The 16,120-nt window shown below is 71.2% G+C and carries 16 protein-coding genes and 1 pseudogene; 8 read left to right on the top strand and 9 right to left on the bottom strand.

Annotated features, from left to right (window positions below; all coding sequences use genetic code 11):
- The first annotated feature begins 52 nt into the window (after positions 1-52).
- Both ABZZ79_RS23720 and ABZZ79_RS23715 read left to right on the top strand, forming a co-directional pair.
- Entirely contained in the window at positions 53-544 is a 492-nt protein-coding gene (locus ABZZ79_RS23720) for an inorganic diphosphatase (protein WP_356691715.1), read from the top strand.
- 103 nt (positions 545-647) lie between these two features.
- Entirely contained in the window at positions 648-2,294 is a 1,647-nt protein-coding gene (locus ABZZ79_RS23715; RefSeq protein ID WP_356691713.1) for a threonine/serine exporter family protein, read from the top strand.
- Between the two features lie 285 nt (positions 2,295-2,579).
- On the opposite strand, the gene ABZZ79_RS23710 is transcribed toward ABZZ79_RS23715, so the two are convergent.
- Positions 2,580-3,548, bottom strand: coding sequence for a VTT domain-containing protein (locus ABZZ79_RS23710; RefSeq protein WP_356691711.1), 969 nt, complete (start codon positions 3,546-3,548; stop codon positions 2,580-2,582).
- A 143-nt stretch (positions 3,549-3,691) separates the two neighbouring features.
- On the opposite strand from ABZZ79_RS23710, the gene ABZZ79_RS23705 reads away from it, so the two are divergent.
- On the top strand, positions 3,692-4,057 hold the full coding sequence (locus tag ABZZ79_RS23705; RefSeq protein ID WP_356691709.1) for a YbjQ family protein: 366 nt from the start codon (positions 3,692-3,694) through the stop codon (positions 4,055-4,057).
- A 139-nt stretch (positions 4,058-4,196) separates the two neighbouring features.
- On the opposite strand, the gene ABZZ79_RS23700 is transcribed toward ABZZ79_RS23705, so the two are convergent.
- The 6 genes and pseudogenes from ABZZ79_RS23700 to ABZZ79_RS23675 form a co-directional block, all read right to left on the bottom strand.
- On the bottom strand, positions 4,197-4,958 hold the full coding sequence (locus ABZZ79_RS23700) for a MerR family transcriptional regulator (RefSeq protein WP_356691707.1): 762 nt from the start codon (positions 4,956-4,958) through the stop codon (positions 4,197-4,199).
- Positions 4,959-5,033: 75 nt separating this feature from the next.
- Positions 5,034-5,268, bottom strand: a pseudogene (locus ABZZ79_RS23695) (ABC transporter permease); the annotation flags it as partial.
- A gap of 4 nt (positions 5,269-5,272) precedes the next feature.
- The gene (locus ABZZ79_RS23690) at positions 5,273-5,914 is read right to left on the bottom strand and encodes a PadR family transcriptional regulator (protein WP_356691705.1); all 642 of its coding nucleotides are present in this window, start codon (positions 5,912-5,914) and stop codon (positions 5,273-5,275) included.
- 33 nt (positions 5,915-5,947) lie between these two features.
- Positions 5,948-6,496, bottom strand: coding sequence for a DinB family protein (locus tag ABZZ79_RS23685; RefSeq protein ID WP_356691703.1), 549 nt, complete (start codon positions 6,494-6,496; stop codon positions 5,948-5,950).
- 328 nt (positions 6,497-6,824) lie between these two features.
- Positions 6,825-8,285: an aldehyde dehydrogenase family protein gene (locus ABZZ79_RS23680; protein ID WP_356691701.1), complete on the bottom strand. Its 1,461-nt coding sequence runs from the start codon at positions 8,283-8,285 to the stop codon at positions 6,825-6,827.
- Positions 8,286-8,399: 114 nt separating this feature from the next.
- Entirely contained in the window at positions 8,400-9,224 is an 825-nt protein-coding gene (locus ABZZ79_RS23675) for a helix-turn-helix transcriptional regulator (protein WP_356691783.1), read from the bottom strand.
- Between the two features lie 334 nt (positions 9,225-9,558).
- Between ABZZ79_RS23675 and ABZZ79_RS23670 the strand changes: the two genes are divergently transcribed.
- Entirely contained in the window at positions 9,559-10,065 is a 507-nt protein-coding gene (locus ABZZ79_RS23670; RefSeq protein WP_356691699.1) for an ATP-binding protein, read from the top strand.
- Positions 10,066-10,152: 87 nt separating this feature from the next.
- Here ABZZ79_RS23670 and ABZZ79_RS23665 read toward each other — a convergent pair whose 3' ends face one another.
- Entirely contained in the window at positions 10,153-10,440 is a 288-nt protein-coding gene (locus ABZZ79_RS23665) for a DUF397 domain-containing protein (RefSeq protein WP_356691697.1), read from the bottom strand.
- A gap of 540 nt (positions 10,441-10,980) precedes the next feature.
- Here ABZZ79_RS23665 and ABZZ79_RS23660 point away from each other — a divergent pair.
- Positions 10,981-11,478 (top strand): hypothetical protein, encoded by a 498-nt coding sequence (locus ABZZ79_RS23660; protein ID WP_356691695.1) that lies wholly within the window; start codon positions 10,981-10,983, stop codon positions 11,476-11,478.
- Between the two features lie 189 nt (positions 11,479-11,667).
- The gene (locus ABZZ79_RS23655) at positions 11,668-12,183 is read left to right on the top strand and encodes a DUF4232 domain-containing protein (RefSeq protein WP_356691693.1); all 516 of its coding nucleotides are present in this window, start codon (positions 11,668-11,670) and stop codon (positions 12,181-12,183) included.
- 208 nt (positions 12,184-12,391) lie between these two features.
- Here ABZZ79_RS23655 and ABZZ79_RS23650 read toward each other — a convergent pair whose 3' ends face one another.
- The gene (locus ABZZ79_RS23650) at positions 12,392-13,510 is read right to left on the bottom strand and encodes a DUF2786 domain-containing protein (protein ID WP_356691691.1); all 1,119 of its coding nucleotides are present in this window, start codon (positions 13,508-13,510) and stop codon (positions 12,392-12,394) included.
- A 116-nt stretch (positions 13,511-13,626) separates the two neighbouring features.
- Between ABZZ79_RS23650 and ABZZ79_RS23645 the strand changes: the two genes are divergently transcribed.
- Positions 13,627-14,376 carry a Clp protease N-terminal domain-containing protein gene (locus tag ABZZ79_RS23645; RefSeq protein WP_356691689.1) on the top strand — a complete coding sequence of 250 codons (750 nt, stop codon included), beginning with the start codon at positions 13,627-13,629 and terminating at the stop codon, positions 14,374-14,376.
- 55 nt (positions 14,377-14,431) lie between these two features.
- Positions 14,432-16,120, top strand: a complete 1,689-nt coding sequence (locus ABZZ79_RS23640; RefSeq protein ID WP_356691687.1) for a bifunctional 3'-5' exonuclease/DNA polymerase — start codon at positions 14,432-14,434, stop codon at positions 16,118-16,120.

Raw genomic sequence — 16,120 nt, 5'->3', positions numbered from 1 at the left:
GTGAGGGACACTTAACCACCAGAACTGTGCGCTGATCATGGAGGAACCACCGGTGGAGTTCGACGTCACGATCGAGATCCCGAAGGGTTCGCGGAACAAGTACGAGGTGGACCACGAGACCGGTCGTATCCGCTTGGACCGCCGACTCTTCACCTCGACCGCCTACCCGACCGACTACGGGTTCGTCGAGAACACTCTCGGCGAGGACGGCGACCCGCTCGACGCGCTGGTCATCCTGGACGAGCCGACCTTCCCGGGCTGTCTCATCAAGTGCCGCGCGATCGGCATGTTCCGGATGACGGACGAGGCCGGCGGCGACGACAAGCTGCTGTGCGTGCCGGCCACCGACCCGCGTGTGGAGCACCTGCGCGACATCCACCACGTGTCGGAGTTCGACCGCCTGGAGATCCAGCACTTCTTCGAGGTCTACAAGGACCTTGAGCCCGGCAAGTCCGTCGAGGGCGCCAACTGGGTGGGCCGTGTCGAGGCCGAGGCCGAGATCGAGCGGTCCTACAAGCGGGCCGAGGAGCAGGGCGGCCACTGAGCCCTCCTCCGGTGAACGGGCCGCACGCCTGCGCGTGCGGCCCGTTCGCGTGTCCGTGCGCATACTGTGCCCATCGGGAGTCGTACAGGGAGCGCTGCTTTAAGTGACGGAAGCGGAGGACCGCAAACCGCAGTCGGACGAGGCGAGGAGCGCGTTCACACCGCCTCCCGGGGTCGGGCCGGCGGACACCTCGGACACGGAGTCGTCGACGACGTCGGAGTTCGCCGTTCCCAAGGGACTGGACGTGCCGTCGCCGCCCGGCCCCGAGTCGGAGGGGTCGGCGTTCAGTACGCCCAGCACCTACAGCTCCAAGGCCGCTCCCGCGGCGTTCACGCCCGCCGCCGGGATACCGCTGGTGAGTCTGACCAAGGACGCGCCCTGGCAGGACCGGATGCGCACGATGCTGCGCATGCCGGTGGCCGAGCGGCCCGCGCCGGAGCCGGTGCAGCGGGCCGAGGAGGGCGGTCCGGCCGTCCCGCGCGTGCTCGACCTGACGCTGCGCCTCGGGGAGCTGCTGCTGGCGGGCGGGGAGAGCGCCGAGGACGTGGAGACCGCGATGTTCGCGGTGTGCCGCTCCTACGGTCTCGACCGCTGCGAGCCGAACGTCACCTTCACCCTGCTGTCGATCTCCTACCAGCCGTCCCTGGTGGACGACCCGGTGACGGCGTCCCGTACGGTGCGGCGCCGCGGCACCGACTACACGCGGCTCGCGGCGGTGTTCCAGCTCGTCGACGACCTCAGCGACCCGGTGACCCATGTCTCGCTGGAGGAGGCCTACCGGCGGCTCGCGGAGATCCGCCGCAACCGGCACCCCTATCCGACCTGGGTGCTGACCTCCGCGAGCGGACTGCTGGCGGGCGCTGCCTCGCTGCTGGTCGGCGGTGACGTGATCGTGTTCGTCGCGGCCGCGCTGGGCGCGATGCTCGGCGACCGGCTGGCCTGGCTGTGCGCGGGGCGGGGGCTGCCGGAGTTCTACCAGTTCACGGTCGCCGCGATGCCGCCCGCGGCGATAGGGGTGGCGCTGACCCTCGCCCATGTCGATGTGAAGGCCTCCGCCGTGATCACCGGTGGGCTGTTCGCGCTGCTGCCCGGACGGGCGCTGGTGGCGGGCGTGCAGGACGGTCTGACCGGCTTCTACATCACCGCGGCCGCGCGTCTGCTGGAGGTGATGTACCTGTTCGTGGGCATCGTCGTCGGCGTGCTGGTGATGCTGTACTTCGGCGTCCAGTTCGGCGCCGAGCTGAACCCGGACGAGGCCCTCGGTCTGGCCGAGCGGCCCGTCGTGCAGATCGTCGCTTCGATGCTGCTGTCCCTGACCTTCGCGGTGCTGCTCCAGCAGGAACGATCCACCGTGTTCGCCGTCACCCTCAACGGCGGCGTGGCCTGGTCGGTGTACGGCGCCATGCACTACGCCGGCGGCCTGTCCCCCGTCGCCTCCACGGCGGTGGCGGCCGGGGTGGTCGGTCTGTTTGGGCAGTTGCTGTCCAGGTACCGGTACGCCTCGGCGCTGCCGTACACGACCGCGGCGATCGGGCCGCTGCTGCCGGGTTCCGCGACGTACTTCGGGCTGCTGTCCATCGCGCAGAACGAGGTGGACAAGGGGCTGGGCTCGCTGACCAAGGCGGCGGCGCTGGCCATGGCCATCGCGATCGGGGTGAACCTGGGGTCGGAGGTGTCGCGGCTGTTCCTGCGGGTGCCGGTTGCCTCCGGCGGGGGGCGGAAGGCGGCGAAGCGGACGCGGGGGTTCTGAACCCCCGTGCCCTTCCACGCGCTTCGGCTGCGGGCCGGTGGGGGTTGTTCGCGCCGTTCCCCGCGCCCCTTGAAGATTTGCGCCGTTCCCCGCGCCCCTTAAAGACTTGCGCCGTTCCCCGCGCCCCTTAAAGACTCGCGCCGTTCCCCGCGCCCCCTAAAGACTTGCGCCGTTCCCCGCGCCCCTTAAAGACTCGCGCCGTTCCCCGCGCCCCCTAAAGACTTGCGCCGTTCCCCGCGCCCCTTAGAGATTCGCGCCGTTCCTCGCGCCGCTTGGGCGGTGGCGTCAGCCCTGGTTGTAGGGGTACGGGTACTGCTGCTGGTCCTGCTGCTGAGGCGCGTACGGCTGGGCGTAGTTCTGGTCGTAACCCTGGTGGTCGTAGCCCTGGTCGTACTGCTGGTGGCCGCCGTAGTACGGGTCGTGCGGCTGCTGGGCGTACTGCTGCTGGTCGTAACCCTGGTCGTAGCCCGGGTCCTGGCCGTACTGCCCGTCGTAGTGCCCGCTCTGGTCGTCCGTCGGCTCGACGCGGCGGAGCTGGGTCGTCGCGTCGTCCAGCGGCGGGTACTGCTGGTACTGCTGCTGGGGGGCCTGCTGGAGCGGCTGGGCGGGCTGCTGGCGCGCGGCGGGGTTCTTCTTGGCCTGGGAGCGGGCCCTGAGGAACTCGATGGCGATCGGGACGACCGAGATGAGGACGATCAGGATGAGGATCGCCTCGATGTTCTTCTCGACGAAGTCGATGTTGCCCAGCCAGGAGCCGAGCAGGGTGACCCCGGCGCCCCAGAGGACACCGCCCAGGATGTTGAAGGTGAGGAACGAGCGGTACCGCATGCCGCTGACGCCCGCGATGATCGGCGTGAAGGTGCGCACGATGGGCACGAAGCGGGCCAGGACCAGGGACTTCGGGCCGTACTTCTCGAAGAACTCGTGGGCCTTGGTGACGTTCTCCTGCTTGAACAGGCGGGAGTCCGGGCGATTGAACAGGGAAGGGCCGACCTTCCTGCCGAACATGTAGCCCGCCTGGTCGCCCAGGATCGCGGCGAGGCAGATCAGCGCGATCGCGGCCCACAGCGGGAAGTCCAGCTGACCGGAGGTGATCAGCAGGCCGGCCGTGAACAGCAGGGAGTCGCCCGGCAGGAAGAAGCCGATGAGCAGCCCGGACTCGGCGAAGACGATCAGGAGCAGGCCCCAGATCCCGAAAGTGTCGAGCAGGTGGTTCGGGTCGAGCCAGCTCGGTCCGAGTGCGAGCGTCGTCACGGTTCCGGGCTCCTGAGGGGTGAGGGAGGTGCGGCGGCGTCCAGTGCGGCCGGGCCAAAGCTATCAACGCCCGGCGGCCGCCCCAGGTTCCACCGGGTGACTCCAGGATGCACTGTGCGTGCACTCGGACAAAGCTGTGAGCCATGGGCATCGATGACTACGGCGGCGGCCAGGGGCCCCAGCCGGACGTACTGGTCGTGACGACGAACGACATCCCCGGAATGCGAGTCGAGCGGGTGATCGGCGAGGTCTTCGGGCTGACGGTCCGTTCCCGCCATCTGGGCAGCCAGATCGGCGCGGGGCTGAAGTCACTCGTCGGCGGTGAGCTCAGAGGGCTCACCAAGACGCTGGTGGAGACCCGCAACCAGGCCATGGAGCGGCTGGTGGAGCAGGCACGCGCGCGTGGCGCCAACGCCGTGCTCGCCTTCCGCTTCGACGTGACCGAAGCGGCCGACGTCGGCACGGAGGTGTGCGCGTACGGAACGGCGGTGATCGTGACCCGGGAGTGACCGGCTGCCCGCTACCGCGCCGAAGCCGGGGAGCGGCCGGCCGCTCGCAACGCGGGCGGGGTGCCCGGGAGCGGTCGGCCGCTCGCTGCCGGGCTTCGGCGCCCAGGGGTGATCCGCCGCCCGCTCCCGGACCGGGGCGTCACGAGGCGTGCCGGGCCGCGTTCGCCACGATCGCGTCCCGCAGGTGCTTGGCCAGACCCGGGCGCATGGTGTCGTAGAACGCCTTGAAGCGTTCGTCCGAGACGTACATCTCGCCCAGGCCCTGGTGCATCTCGTACGGGCACTCGTAGAACCACGCGCAGATGTGCTGCCGGTGCTCCTCGGCCATGTTCATGGCGGCCTCACCGGCCGGCTGCTCGCCCGCGGCCATCAGGGCGTTGTAGCGCTCGCCCCAGTCGGCCACCTCGGCCTGCATGCGCTTCCAGTCCTCCTTGGTGTAGCCCGCGGCGCGGCGCTGCGACTCGGCGTAGGCGGCGGTGCCGCCCCAGCGCTGCTCCGCCTCCTCGGCGTAACGCTCGGGGTCCTTGTCCCCGAACACCTCGAACCTCTCCTCGGGCGTGAGGTCGATGCCCATCTTTCGTGCCTCCATGGCGTGCTCCACGGCCGCCGCCATCTTGCGCAGCTTCTCGATCCGGGCGGTCAGCAGCTCGTGCTGGCGGCGCAGGTGTGCGCGCGGGTCCGCGTCCGGGTCGTCGAGCAGGACGGCGACCTCGTCGAGGGGGAAGCCGAGCTCCCGGTAGAACAGGATCTGCTGCAGCCGGTCGAGGTCGGCGTCGGTATAGCGCCGGTGACCCGCGTGGCTGCGCTCGCCCGGAGCGAGCAGGCCGATGGCGTCGTAGTGGTGCAGCGTGCGCACCGTGACTCCGGCGAAGTCGGCGACCTGTCCCACGGAGTAGCTCAACTTCCGCTCCTTTCTCGGTACGCCCTCCACGGTGGGGCCTCACGCCGCGTGAGGTGCAAGCCGGATTGTGCCCGCCTATCGGTTGAGCCGACCGAACCTGCGCACCGCCCCAGCGGGAAGAACACCGCCAGCAGGCCCAGCGGCCACGCGACAGCCGACCAGACGTGGCCCGCGTCGACCGCTCCGGCGGCGAAGAGGTCGCGTACGGCGGTCGCCGTGTGGGACAGGGGGTTCCAGTCGACGACGGTGCCCAGCCAGTCGGGCATGGAGGGGCCGGGGTGGCGAAGGCGTTGGACAGGAACCCGATGGGCGGGTCAGCGGGCGTCGCCCGGGTGCCGCTCCCCCGTCGCCCAGGGGTTCTCCTGGCCCTCCGCGAGGACGCCGACGAACGGCTCGCCCTCGCCCGCGAAGACGTACGCCCCGCCCTCGACGCGCTCGATGAGCCCCTGGGTCCACTCGGCCTCGGCGTCCGCCGTGTGGATCCAGAGGTTCATGATCTCGCCGATGTGCCCGAGCTGGCCGGGGCCGTCCTCGGGCACGTAGTGCTCCGTGACGGCCCCGCGCCAGTCCTCGATGCGGCGGATGCGCTCCTTGAGCAGCGACACCGCCTCGGCGCGCGGCAGATCGACCATGAAGCCGATGGCCGCGGACTTCATGTCCGTCTTCTGGTCGTAGTTGGTCAGCGCCTCACGGACCAGACCGAGGTACTCCGCCGCACCGAGGTCGGTGATCTCGTACTCGGTGCGGGGCGGGCCGCCGGCCGTGGACGGCGCGATCTCGTGCGCGTGCAGCAGGCCCTGCTTCGCCATCTGCTTCAGCGCGTGGTAGATCGAGCCGGGCTTGGCGTTGGACCACTCGTGCGCGCCCCAGTACTCCAGGTCGTTGCGCACCTGGTAGCCGTGGGCCCGCCCGTGCTGGCGCACGGCACCCAGTACGAGGAGACGGATCGCTGACATGGGGCCAGCGTAGAGCCCGCCTTCCCGCCGGGTTCACCCCCAGGAGCCGCCCTGCTCCAGGGCCACCAGCTCGAAGGCGGTCTTGCCGTCCAGCGACTCGCGGATGACGTCGGCGTGACCGGCGTGCCGGGCCGTCTCGCGGATCAGGTGCAGCACCAGCCAGCGCATGGAGACACGCTCGTCCGGCGGGAACCAGGGGTCGTTCGGCAGCGCGAAGGTGTCGTCCAGGCTGGGCACGGACCGGACGAACGCCTCCGTCTCGGCGGCGACCTTCTCCCAGTGGTCCAGCTGCCCCTGGAGCGTCTCATCACCGATCAGGCGGAAGTTCTCGTGCCAGTTGGTCTCGTCGCGCCGCACGGCCGGCGGCTCGCCCTTGGCGCGCGCGACCCAGCCCTGCTCGACCTCGGCGACATGCTTGACCAGTCCGGACAGGCTCAGTTCGCTGGCGCTCGGCCGCGAGGACGCCTGCTCGTCGGTCAGCCCGAGCACCGACCGCCGGATGCCGCCGCGCTGCTCGGCGAGGAAGGCGAGCAGCGCCCCCCGCTCGTCGCCCCGCTGCTCCGCCCGCACGTGAGTGACCATGTCCGTCGCCTTTCGCCGTGTTCGTCGCCGTTCTTCCCGACACCGGTAAAACTACGGGCCCTTGCGGTCAGGTTCTGTCCGCAAGGGCCCGGGATGGCGAAAGTGGCGCGGGAAAGAGCGCGGGAAGGATGGCGCGGAAAGTGCCGCGGCGAATGGCGCCACTGCGAGAGGTGCCGCTGCCATGGCGCCACTGCGAAGGGTGCCGCGGCCAAAGGTGCCGCTGCGAAAGGTGCCGCTGCGAACGGCGCCCGTTCCGCCCTCTTCGCTCGGCGGGGCGCTCAGGCCCTGACGCGCTCAGAACCGTCACCCGCTCAGCACGGGAACCGGCTCAGAACGGGAACCGGCTCCGGCCGTGCTGCACGGAGATCCACTTCATGGTCGTGAAGGCGTCCAGGGTGGTCTCGCCGTTGAGCCGGCCGACGCCGGAGTTCTTCTCGCCGCCGAAGGGAACGAGCGGCTCGTCGTGCGCCGTGCCGTCGTTGACGTGGAACATCCCGGTGTCGATGCGCTGGGCGAACCGCACGCCCCGCTCGACGTCCGCGGTGTGCACGGCCCCGCTGAGCCCGTACGGCGTGTCGTTGACGATGCCCACGGCCTCCTCCTCGCCGTCGAACGGGATGAGGAACGCGACCGGGCCGAACACCTCCTGCCGCAGCAGGGGGGAGCCGGCCGGGACGTCGGTCAGCACCGACGGCTCGACGAGGTTGTCGCGGGTGGCGCCGCGCACCAGGGCGGTGGCGCCCTCGGCGACGGCCTGCTCGACGACGCCCGAGATGGCCTCCGCCTGCGAGGAGTTGATCAGCGGGCCGATGACGGTCTCGGGGTCGCGCGGGTCGCCCGCCTTCAGGGACTTCACCTTGGCGACGAACTTCCCGGTGAACTCCTCGGCCACCGAGCGGTCCACCAGCACCCGGTTGGCCGCCATGCAGACCTGGCCCTGGTGGACGTACCGGCTGAAGACCGCGGCGTCCACCGCGTAGTCGAGGTCGGCGTCGTCCAGCACCACCAGGGCGCTGTTGCCGCCCAGTTCGAGGACGGTGCGCTTGAACTGCGCGGCGCAGACGGTGGCCACATGGCGGCCGACCTTGTCGGAGCCGGTGAAGGTGATGACCCTGGGGATCGGGTGCTCGATGAACGCGTCGCCTATCTCGGCGATGTCCGTCACGACGACGTTGAGCAGACCGGCCGGCAGGCCCGCGTCCTCGAAGATCTTCGCGATCAGCGTGCCGCCGACGACCGGGGTGTCCTGGTGCGGCTTGAGAACGACGCCGTTGCCGAGCGCCAGCGCCGGGGCGACCGACTTCAGCGCCAGCAGGAAGGGGAAGTTGAAGGGGCTGATCACGCCGACCACGCCGACGGGGACGCGGTAGAGGCGGTTCTCCTTGTTCTCGTCCGGCGAGGCGATGATCCGGCCGTCGGGGCGGGTGGCCACGCTGACCGCCTCGCGCAGGAACTCCTTGGCCAGGTGCAGCTCGAAGGCGGCCTTCATCCGGGTGCCGCCCAGCTCGGCGATGATCGCCTCACCGATCTCCGGCTCGCGCTCCTCGACCAGCCGCAGCGCCTTCTCCAGCACCGCGCGACGCGCGAACGCGCCCGCCCCCGCCCACTCCCGCTGCACCCGCGCGGAGGCACGGTAGGCCTCGTCGATCTCCTCAGCGGTGGCGATGGTGATCGAGGCCAGCTTCTCGCCGTCGTAAGGGTTGAAGTCGATGATGTCCCAGGAACCCGAGCCCGGACGCCACTCGCCGTCGATGTACTGCTGAGCCAGGTCGGTGAAGTAGGACGACATTCGCTCCCTCAATCCCCTGCCGGAGAAGCAGACGAAGCGGTCGAGCGGTCACGGCGGGAAGTACCGGCCCCCGAACGGCTTCACGGTCCGATCAAGCGTCATCGTACTTGCGTTTCAAGACAGTTGAAGGAGACCTCGGAGGAGATCCCGGCTCTCGTCGGGGCCCGGACTGTCGTTCTGGAGCTCCTTCAGCGCGGCCTCGTACTGGGTGACGTCCTCGGCCTTGTCGAGGTACAGCGCGCTGGTCAGCTGCTCCAGGTAGACGACGTCCGACAGGTCGGACTCGGGGAAGCTGAGGATGGTGAACGCGCCGCTCTCGCCGGAGTGCCCGCCGAAGCCGAACGGCATGATCTGCAGGCGGACGTTGGGCCGCTCCGAGATGTCGATCAGATGCTGGAGCTGGCCGCGCATCACCGCGCGGTCGCCGTAGGGGCGGCGCAGGGACGCCTCGTCCAGGACGATGTGGAAGTCGGGGGCGTTCTCGTCGACGAGGTGCTTCTGCCGCTCCAGGCGCAGTGCCACGCGCCGCTCGACGTCGGCCTCGCTCGCGCCCTTCATGCCGCGCTGCACGACCGCGCGGGCGTAGCCCTCGGTCTGGAGCAGGCCGTGCACGAACTGGACCTCGTACGCCCGGATCATGGAGGCCGCGCCCTCCAGTCCGACATACGTGGGGAACCAGTTGGGCAGCACGTCCGAGTAACTGTGCCACCAGCCCGCCACATTGGCCTCCCGGGCGAGGGAGATCAGCGCGTTGCGCTCCGTCTCGTCGGTCACGCCGTACAGCGTCAGCAGGTCCTCGACGTCTCTCGTCTTGAAGCTCACCCGGCCCAGCTCCATCCGGCTGATCTTCGACTCGGAGGCGCGGATGGAGTACCCAGCCGCCTCGCGGGTGATCCCGCGCGCCTCGCGCAGTCGCCTGAGTTGCGAGCCGAGCAGCATGCGCCGCACCACCGATCCTGGCTCTCCCGCGCTCACGTTCGCCAGCCTCCCCAACCGTCTTCAGGGCCCGCAGTCTGCCACTAAAACACTCCAAGCAGTACTCGTCCGATTACAGAGACGGAAAAGTAGCCAAAGATTCAACAGCGAAGCAGTGCGACGGTCGACCGGCCGGGAGGTCGAAGATGGCAGAAAAAATGGCTAAGAAGCGGTACGGGAGCGACCAATTCGGTCACGTGCACGTGCATCTGCCCTTGCATCTGCTCTACGCATCCGAAACCATGGAGCCGCGCCACCGCTGCATCGCAACGACCGCGAATTCCCGGGAGTGCCTCGCATGGGGACGAATGGATCGACCATGCTCAAGCCGTTACGGCAGGGCCTTCCGCCGCTGAATCCCGCGGCCGTGTCCAGCGCCGCCTCCTGCGCCCTCCCCGCTCGTTACGAAGCCGTCCGCGAAGCACGGCAGTTCACGCGCGGAACCCTTGAGCAGTGGAATCTCGACGAGCGATTCGACGACGTCGGGCTGGTGGTGTCCGAGCTGGTGACCAACGCGCTGCGGCACGCGCTGCCGGAGGGCGGTGCAGCAGGGGCGCGGGTACCGCAGCAGGAGCCGGGCGTACGACTGCATCTGATGCGCTGGACCGAGCGGTTGATGTGCGCGGTGCGCGATCCCAGCAACGACAGTCCCGTCGCGCGCGATTCCGAAGACTTCTCGGCGGAGTCAGGGCGGGGACTGTTCCTGGTGGACTCGTTCAGTGACAGCTGGGGATGGCATCCGCTGGCCGGCACGCTCAGCGGGAAGGTCGTCTGGGCGCTGTTCCGACTCCAGCCGGACGGGTGACGGAACGCGGCACGTCTCGTCGCGCAGGCTCTACGCGCGTCACACCGTACCCGTTCGCCCGGCCGCCGTTGGCTCGCGCCAACACGGTCAGCCCGCTATCAGATGGTCGAACTCCCCGTCCTTGATGCCCAGGAGCATCGCCTCGATCTCGGCGCGCGTGTAGACCAGCGCCGGACCGTCGGGAAAGTTCGAGTTGCGCACGGCTACGCGGCCGCCCGGGAGGCGGGCGAACTCCACGCATGAACCCTGCGAGTTGCTGTGGCGGCTCTTCTGCCAGGCCGCGTCCCGCAGCTTCGTCGCTGCCATGCCGTTGTACACGTCGTGGTCCACAGGTCGCTCCCCGGTGTGCACTGGCTGGTGTGGCCATTGATGCATTGGTCAACTGTGCCGGATCATAACGTTGTTCATGTGCAGATGCATGGGCAGATGCACGTGCACGCGGGGTGGTCCTGCGGTTACAGCCGCGCATACGCCCTGGTGGGCGGGCTGCCGACGGCTACCGCGGAGATCGCCCGACACGCGACCGCCTGCCCCTGTTCATGATCTTCCCTGTCGTCCGTCGTGTCGTGCGGTTCTGCCGGGCCGGGCTCTGACGCGCCGACCGTCCGGATCCGTTCCTCCGCGCATCAGGTATGGACGCTCCGAAGGGCGATCCTGTTCCACCCTCGGGCCGGGCGGGAGGGGAATCCCGGCCTCCTGATTGTCCGGATCCTGGTCTTCCGTATAGCGCTTCCTCCTGTGTTCGCGTTTCCCCGTGAACGGCGTTCGGGGGTACGCGGTGTCGGGTTTCCCGTCCGGAGCGGGTGAGTCGTCCTGCCAGGGGTGCCGGATCTCACAGTCTCCGGGGCGGTTACGGGCTGGTAGCGTCCGAGCGTTTCGACCGGCACGCCATTCCGGCACACCAGGGGGCTCGCAGTGCATTCGGCGACGTACGCGCGCGTGGCGCGCAGGCGGTTGCGGGGCGCGGCGGCGGCCGCGGGGCTGACGGGCGTGCTCGTCCTGAGCGGCTGCACCGACGACGGCTCCGGTGACGACCGCTCGCCCGGCGCCAGTGTCAGCGCCACGCCCTCGGCCGACGGGACCCCGGACGGCGGCCGTACGTCGTCACCGCCCGGCACGCTGGAGGGCAGCTGGCTCACCACCTCCGAGGGCAGCGCGGTCGCCCTGGTCGTCACGGGCGGGGAGGCGGCGCTGTTCGGGTCCAAGGGCGCAGTGTGCAGCGGCAGCGCGAGCGCCGGGTCGATCCGGCTGACGTGCACCGTCGGCGGCGACGACCGGGCCCTCGGCACCGTCGACTCCGTCGACGACACGACCCTGAAGGTCACCTGGGAGGGCCGGCTCGGGCAGGAGACGTACCAGCGTGCCGAGGGCGGGAAGCTGCCGTCCGGACTGCCGACGGCGGGGCTGGGGTGACCACCGGCTCTCGCTGACCGCCGGGCCGGGTGAGCGGCTCTCGCCGACCAACCGCTGTCCCTGACACCCGGGCCGGGTGAGCGGCTCTCGCCGACCACCGGCTGTCCCTGACCGCCGGGCCGGGCGAGCGGCGGGCCGTCGCGTACGGCATGATCCTTGGGCATCCACCCGAGCCCCGAGGACCAGCCCATGCGTGCCGTTCGCATCACCGTCGCCGCCCTTGCCGCGAGTCTCGCGCTGACCGCCTGTGGCGGTGGGGGCTCGGACGACTCGGACTCCAAGACGCGGGCCGGTGGCGCCTGCGCGATCGGGGACGTGGACGTCGAAGCCGGGCCGGCGAACGCCGCGCCCGCCGCCGGGGACAGCGGGAACCTGCCCGTCACAGTCACCAACAACGGCCCCGAGTGCACCCTGAAGGGCTTCCCCGAGATCGAACTGCGGACGGCCGACGCCGCAGCGGCCGTCGCACCGGACCAGGCCGCGAAGGCCACCACGCTCACCCTCGCGGAGGGCGCCTCCACGTCCGTCACCCTGACCTACGTCAGGGGCGCGGCGGGGGCCGGTTCCCTGGACGTGAGCACCCTGCGGGTCACCCTTCCGGGGGCGTCCGAGAGTCAGGACTTCCCCTGGTCGTACGGGCCGGTGGCCGGGACGGCGGACGCTCCGGAGGCGTCGTTCACGGCGTTCCAGCAGGCCGGGGACTAGTTCCAGCAGGCGGGGGACCAGTTCCAGCAGGTCGGGGACTGCCCGAGGCGGCAGGACCGGGCCTGAACCCCATCCGGGGCGGCGGGACTGGACCCCAAGCCCTCACCCGGGGCGACGGCGGGACCGGCCCCAAGCCCCCACCCCCGGGCGGCGGCGGTACCGGCCCCAAGCCGCTACCCCGGGCGGCGGCGGGCCGGGCTCCAGACGCTCAGCCGAGGCGGCGGCGCGAGTGGACCTCCGCGTGGTCGGCGGCCCGGGAGCCCTCCGTCCAGCCCGCCTCGTCGCTGACCCCGCGCAGCCGGCTCGTGGTCGTCTGCGGGAAGAGGTGGTCGGTGGCGGCGGTGACCGCGACCTCGCGGGAGGCCAGGACCGGCAGCAGGTCGTCGGTCACCTGGGTCTCCGCGGCGGCCGCGAGACGCGTGCCGACGCGATGCGCGTACGCGGCCAGGAACGACTGCCGGAAGGTCTTGGTCCGCTTGCGGCCGCCGGCCCGCTGGCCGGCCTCCGCCCGGGTCATGGCCGCGGTCGCCTGCACCAGCAGTGAGGCGTAGAGGAGTTCGACCGCCTCCAGGTCGGCCTCGAAGCCGACGACCGTGGAGAATCCGAGGGGCTCGTTCCACACGGCCCGGCAGTGGTTGGCCGTCGCCACGGCGTCCAGCAGGACCGCCTTCGCCTGCTCGTACGGCGGTTCGACACCGATCCGGCAGGCCGCGGGCGCGTCCGGGTCCGGCGCCCGCGCGGCCAGCAGCGCCTCGTCCACACTGTGCCGGGCCATCAGCTCCTGCGCCTTGGCGCTGAGCGCCTCCGCCTCCTCCGGATAGCCGGTCGCCTCGGCCTTCGCGAGGAGTGCGCGGATCCGGGTGAGCATCTTGGACTCACCGCGCGGCGCGCTGCCGGGGCGGCCGGCCCCGGGGCGGTCCAGGGGCTCCAGCGACGGCAGCCGCAACAGGAGGCGGTACAGCTCCAGGACGGACGTGGCGTGCGTGAAGCGGTCCGTCCGCTGCGGCGGGTCCGCGGGCAGCTCGGCGAGCTGGGCGTTCCAGCGCGGCCCGCGCGGGCCGTCGTCCGGCACCTGCGCGCGGACCAGCGCGACCAGGAGCCCTACATGGACGTCGTCCAGTTCGCGCCGCACCATCCGTACGACATCGGCGGGCTGCCAGCCGCGACGCCAGGCCGTCTCCACGAACTCCCGCCCGCGCCGGGCCAGTTCGGTGTCCGCCGCGGGGTCGGCGGCGAGCAGGGAGGCGGCGGTGTCGAGGGCGTGTCCGGGCGTGTCGCCGTACAGCGCGGCCTCGAAGGCGCGTTCGACGGTGGTCGGGGTGCTCACCGGTCGATGGTCTCACCCGGGGCGCGGGGACCTCGCGCGAGAACGTCCCGGCCGGAGCCCGACCGAAGTGTCAACCATCGGTTGACGCCGCCTGGGGTGCAACCTACGGTTGACACATGACGACGAACTCCGCCATCACGTCCTCCGTACGCCTCGACGACCTCATCGCGGCCATCAAGACGGTCCACCCGGAACCGCTCGACCAGCTCCAGGACGCCGTGCTCGCCGGTGAGCACCTGGGCGACGTGGCCGACCACCTGATCGGCCACTTCGTGGACCAGGCCCGGCGCTCGGGGGCCTCCTGGACCGACATCGGCAAGAGCATGGGCGTCACCCGGCAGGCCGCCCAGAAGCGGTTCGTGCCCAAGGAGTCGGCCGACCTCGACCCCAGCCAGGGCTTCAGCCGCTACACCCCGCGCGCGCGGAACACGGTCATGGCCGCGCACAACGAGGCCGTCGCCGCACGCAACGCCGAGGGGCGGCCCGAGCATCTGGTCCTCGGTCTGCTCGCCGAGCCGGACGGCCTCGCCGCGAAGGCCATCACCGCCCAGGGCGTGCTGCTCGACACCGTCCGCCAGGCGGCCCACGCCGCGCTGCCGCCGGCCGTCGAGGACGCGCCCGAGCTGGTGCCCTACGGGCCCGACGCCAAGAAGGTCCTGGAGCTCACCTTCCGCGAGGCCCTGCGCCTCGGCCACAACCACATCGGGACCGAGCACGTCCTGCTGGCCCTGCTGGAGTTCGAGAACGGCGAGGGGCTGCTGAACGGGCTGGGGATCACCAAGGCGGCGGTCGAGCAGTGGGTGTCGCAGGCGCTCGCGCTGCTGGTCGCCAAGCAGTCCGAGGCCGCGGAGCCGGACACGGACTGAGCGGGGAAGCCGCTGGTCGGGGCCGTTGTCAGACCTCGGTGTCAGACTCGGGGACATGGCCGACCGCTGGGCGCTCGCTCCGGCCGAGGACGGTGGCGTGGAGGTCGCCGCCCTCGGTCCGGACGGGCTGCCCGCGGGGCCGGTGACCTGGGAGCCCGATCTCGCCCAGGCCGTGCGCGGGCGGCCCGAGGTCGCGCGCTGGGTGTGGCGCTCCACCGCCGAGGTCTATCCGCGCCTGCTCGCCACGGGGGTGCGGGTGGAGCGGTGCTACGACATCGAGGACGCCGAGACCCTGCTGCTCGGCCACGAGGGACGGTACGGCGAACCGCGCTCGGCGGCCGCGGCCCTCGCCCGGCTGCGCGGCGGCCCCGTCCCACCCGACCCTCGGCAGCGTGCGGCCGAACCGGGCGCGCAGTCCCCGCTGTTCGAGCCGCAGGGAGTGCACGTATCCCTGCGGGACCTGATCGAGGTGTACGCCGATCAGCAGCGCCGCCACGACGCGACCGCGCACCCGGACCGCATGCGCCTGCTGACCGCCGCCGAGTCGGCGGGCCTGCTGGTGGCCGCCGAGATGAACGCGGCGGGACTGCCGTGGAGCACGAAGGTCCACCGGAGCGTGCTGCACGAACTGCTCGGCGAGCGGTACGCGGGCGGGGGCGAGCCGCGCCGCCTGGCCGAGCTGGCCGACGAGATCTCCACCGCATTCGGCCGCCGGGTCCGGCCCGATCTGCCCGCCGATGTGATCAAGGCCTTCGGCCAGGCAGGGATCAAGGTCACCTCGACCCGCCGCTGGGAGCTCGAGAACGTGGACCATCCCGCGGTGAAGCCGCTGCTGGAGTACAAGAAGCTGTACCGCATCTGGGTCGCCCACGGCTGGTCCTGGCTCCAGGACTGGGTGCGCGAGGGCAGGTTCCGGCCGGAGTTCGTCGCCGGGGGCACCGTGACCGGGCGCTGGGTGACCAACGGCGGGGGCGCGCTGCAGATCCCCCGGGTCATCCGGCGGGCCGCCGTCGCCGACCCCGGCTGGCGGCTCGTCGTCGCCGACGCCGACCAGATGGAACCGCGCGTGCTCGCCGCGATCTCCCGCGACCCCGGGCTGATGGAGGTGGCGGGCCGCGAGAGCGACCTCTACCAGTCCGTGTCCGACCGCGCCTTCTCCGGCGACCGCGCGCAGGCCAAACTCGCCGTCCTGGGCGCGGTGTACGGCCAGACATCCGGAGACGGCCTGAAGAACCTCGCCGCGCTGCGCCGCCGCTTCCCCAAGGCCGTCGCCTATGTCGACGACGCGGCCCGCGCGGGTGAGGAGGGCCGGCTGGTGCGGACCTGGCTCGGGCGGACCTGCCCACCCGCTGCGGGCACGGCCGACTCCGCCGAGGAGGCCGGGCTCCCCCAGGACGAGGGGTCCGAGGAGACCTCCGGGCAGGAGTGGGTGCCGGGCTACGCCTCCACCAACGCCCGCGCCCGCGGCCGCTTCGCCCGCAACTTCGTCGTCCAGGGCAGCGCCGCCGACTGGGCTCTGCTGCTGCTCGCCGCGCTGCGCCGCGCCTGCGCGGACCTCTCCGCAGAGCTGGTCTTCTTCCAGCACGACGAGGTGATCGTGCACTGCCCGGCCGAGGAGGCCGACACCGTCGTGCGGGCCATCCGCGAGGCGGCGGAGCTGGCGGGACGGCTGACTTTCGGAGAGACGCCGGTGCGGTTTCCGTTCACCACGGCGGTGGTGGAGTGCTATGCGGATGCCAAGTAG

It is taken from the genome of Streptomyces sp. NPDC006458 (genome assembly GCF_040612135.1).
In the GTDB taxonomy this organism is placed as follows: Bacteria; Actinomycetota; Actinomycetes; order Streptomycetales; family Streptomycetaceae; genus Streptomyces.
The sequence above is the reverse complement of the archived record's forward strand: the minus strand, read 5'-3'. Positions and strand labels throughout refer to the sequence as shown.

What these genes read in the sequence shown, in the direction of transcription:
- ABZZ79_RS23690 (WP_356691705.1), bottom strand. Translation starts at nt 5,914, where the DNA reads ATGTCAGCGATCCGTCTCCTCGTACTGGGTGCCGTGCGCCAGCACGGG.
- ABZZ79_RS23685 (WP_356691703.1), bottom strand. Translation starts at nt 6,496, where the DNA reads ATGGTCACTCACGTGCGGGCGGAGCAGCGGGGCGACGAGCGGGGGGCG.
- ABZZ79_RS23645 (WP_356691689.1), top strand. Translation starts at nt 13,627, where the DNA reads ATGACGACGAACTCCGCCATCACGTCCTCCGTACGCCTCGACGACCTC.
- ABZZ79_RS23655 (WP_356691693.1), top strand. Translation starts at nt 11,668, where the DNA reads ATGCGTGCCGTTCGCATCACCGTCGCCGCCCTTGCCGCGAGTCTCGCG.
- ABZZ79_RS23670 (WP_356691699.1), top strand. Translation starts at nt 9,559, where the DNA reads ATGGGGACGAATGGATCGACCATGCTCAAGCCGTTACGGCAGGGCCTT.
- ABZZ79_RS23705 (WP_356691709.1), top strand. Translation starts at nt 3,692, where the DNA reads ATGGGCATCGATGACTACGGCGGCGGCCAGGGGCCCCAGCCGGACGTA.
- ABZZ79_RS23675 (WP_356691783.1), bottom strand. Translation starts at nt 9,224, where the DNA reads ATGCTGCTCGGCTCGCAACTCAGGCGACTGCGCGAGGCGCGCGGGATC.
- ABZZ79_RS23680 (WP_356691701.1), bottom strand. Translation starts at nt 8,285, where the DNA reads ATGTCGTCCTACTTCACCGACCTGGCTCAGCAGTACATCGACGGCGAG.
- ABZZ79_RS23665 (WP_356691697.1), bottom strand. Translation starts at nt 10,440, where the DNA reads ATGCATCAATGGCCACACCAGCCAGTGCACACCGGGGAGCGACCTGTG.
- ABZZ79_RS23640 (WP_356691687.1), top strand. Translation starts at nt 14,432, where the DNA reads ATGGCCGACCGCTGGGCGCTCGCTCCGGCCGAGGACGGTGGCGTGGAG.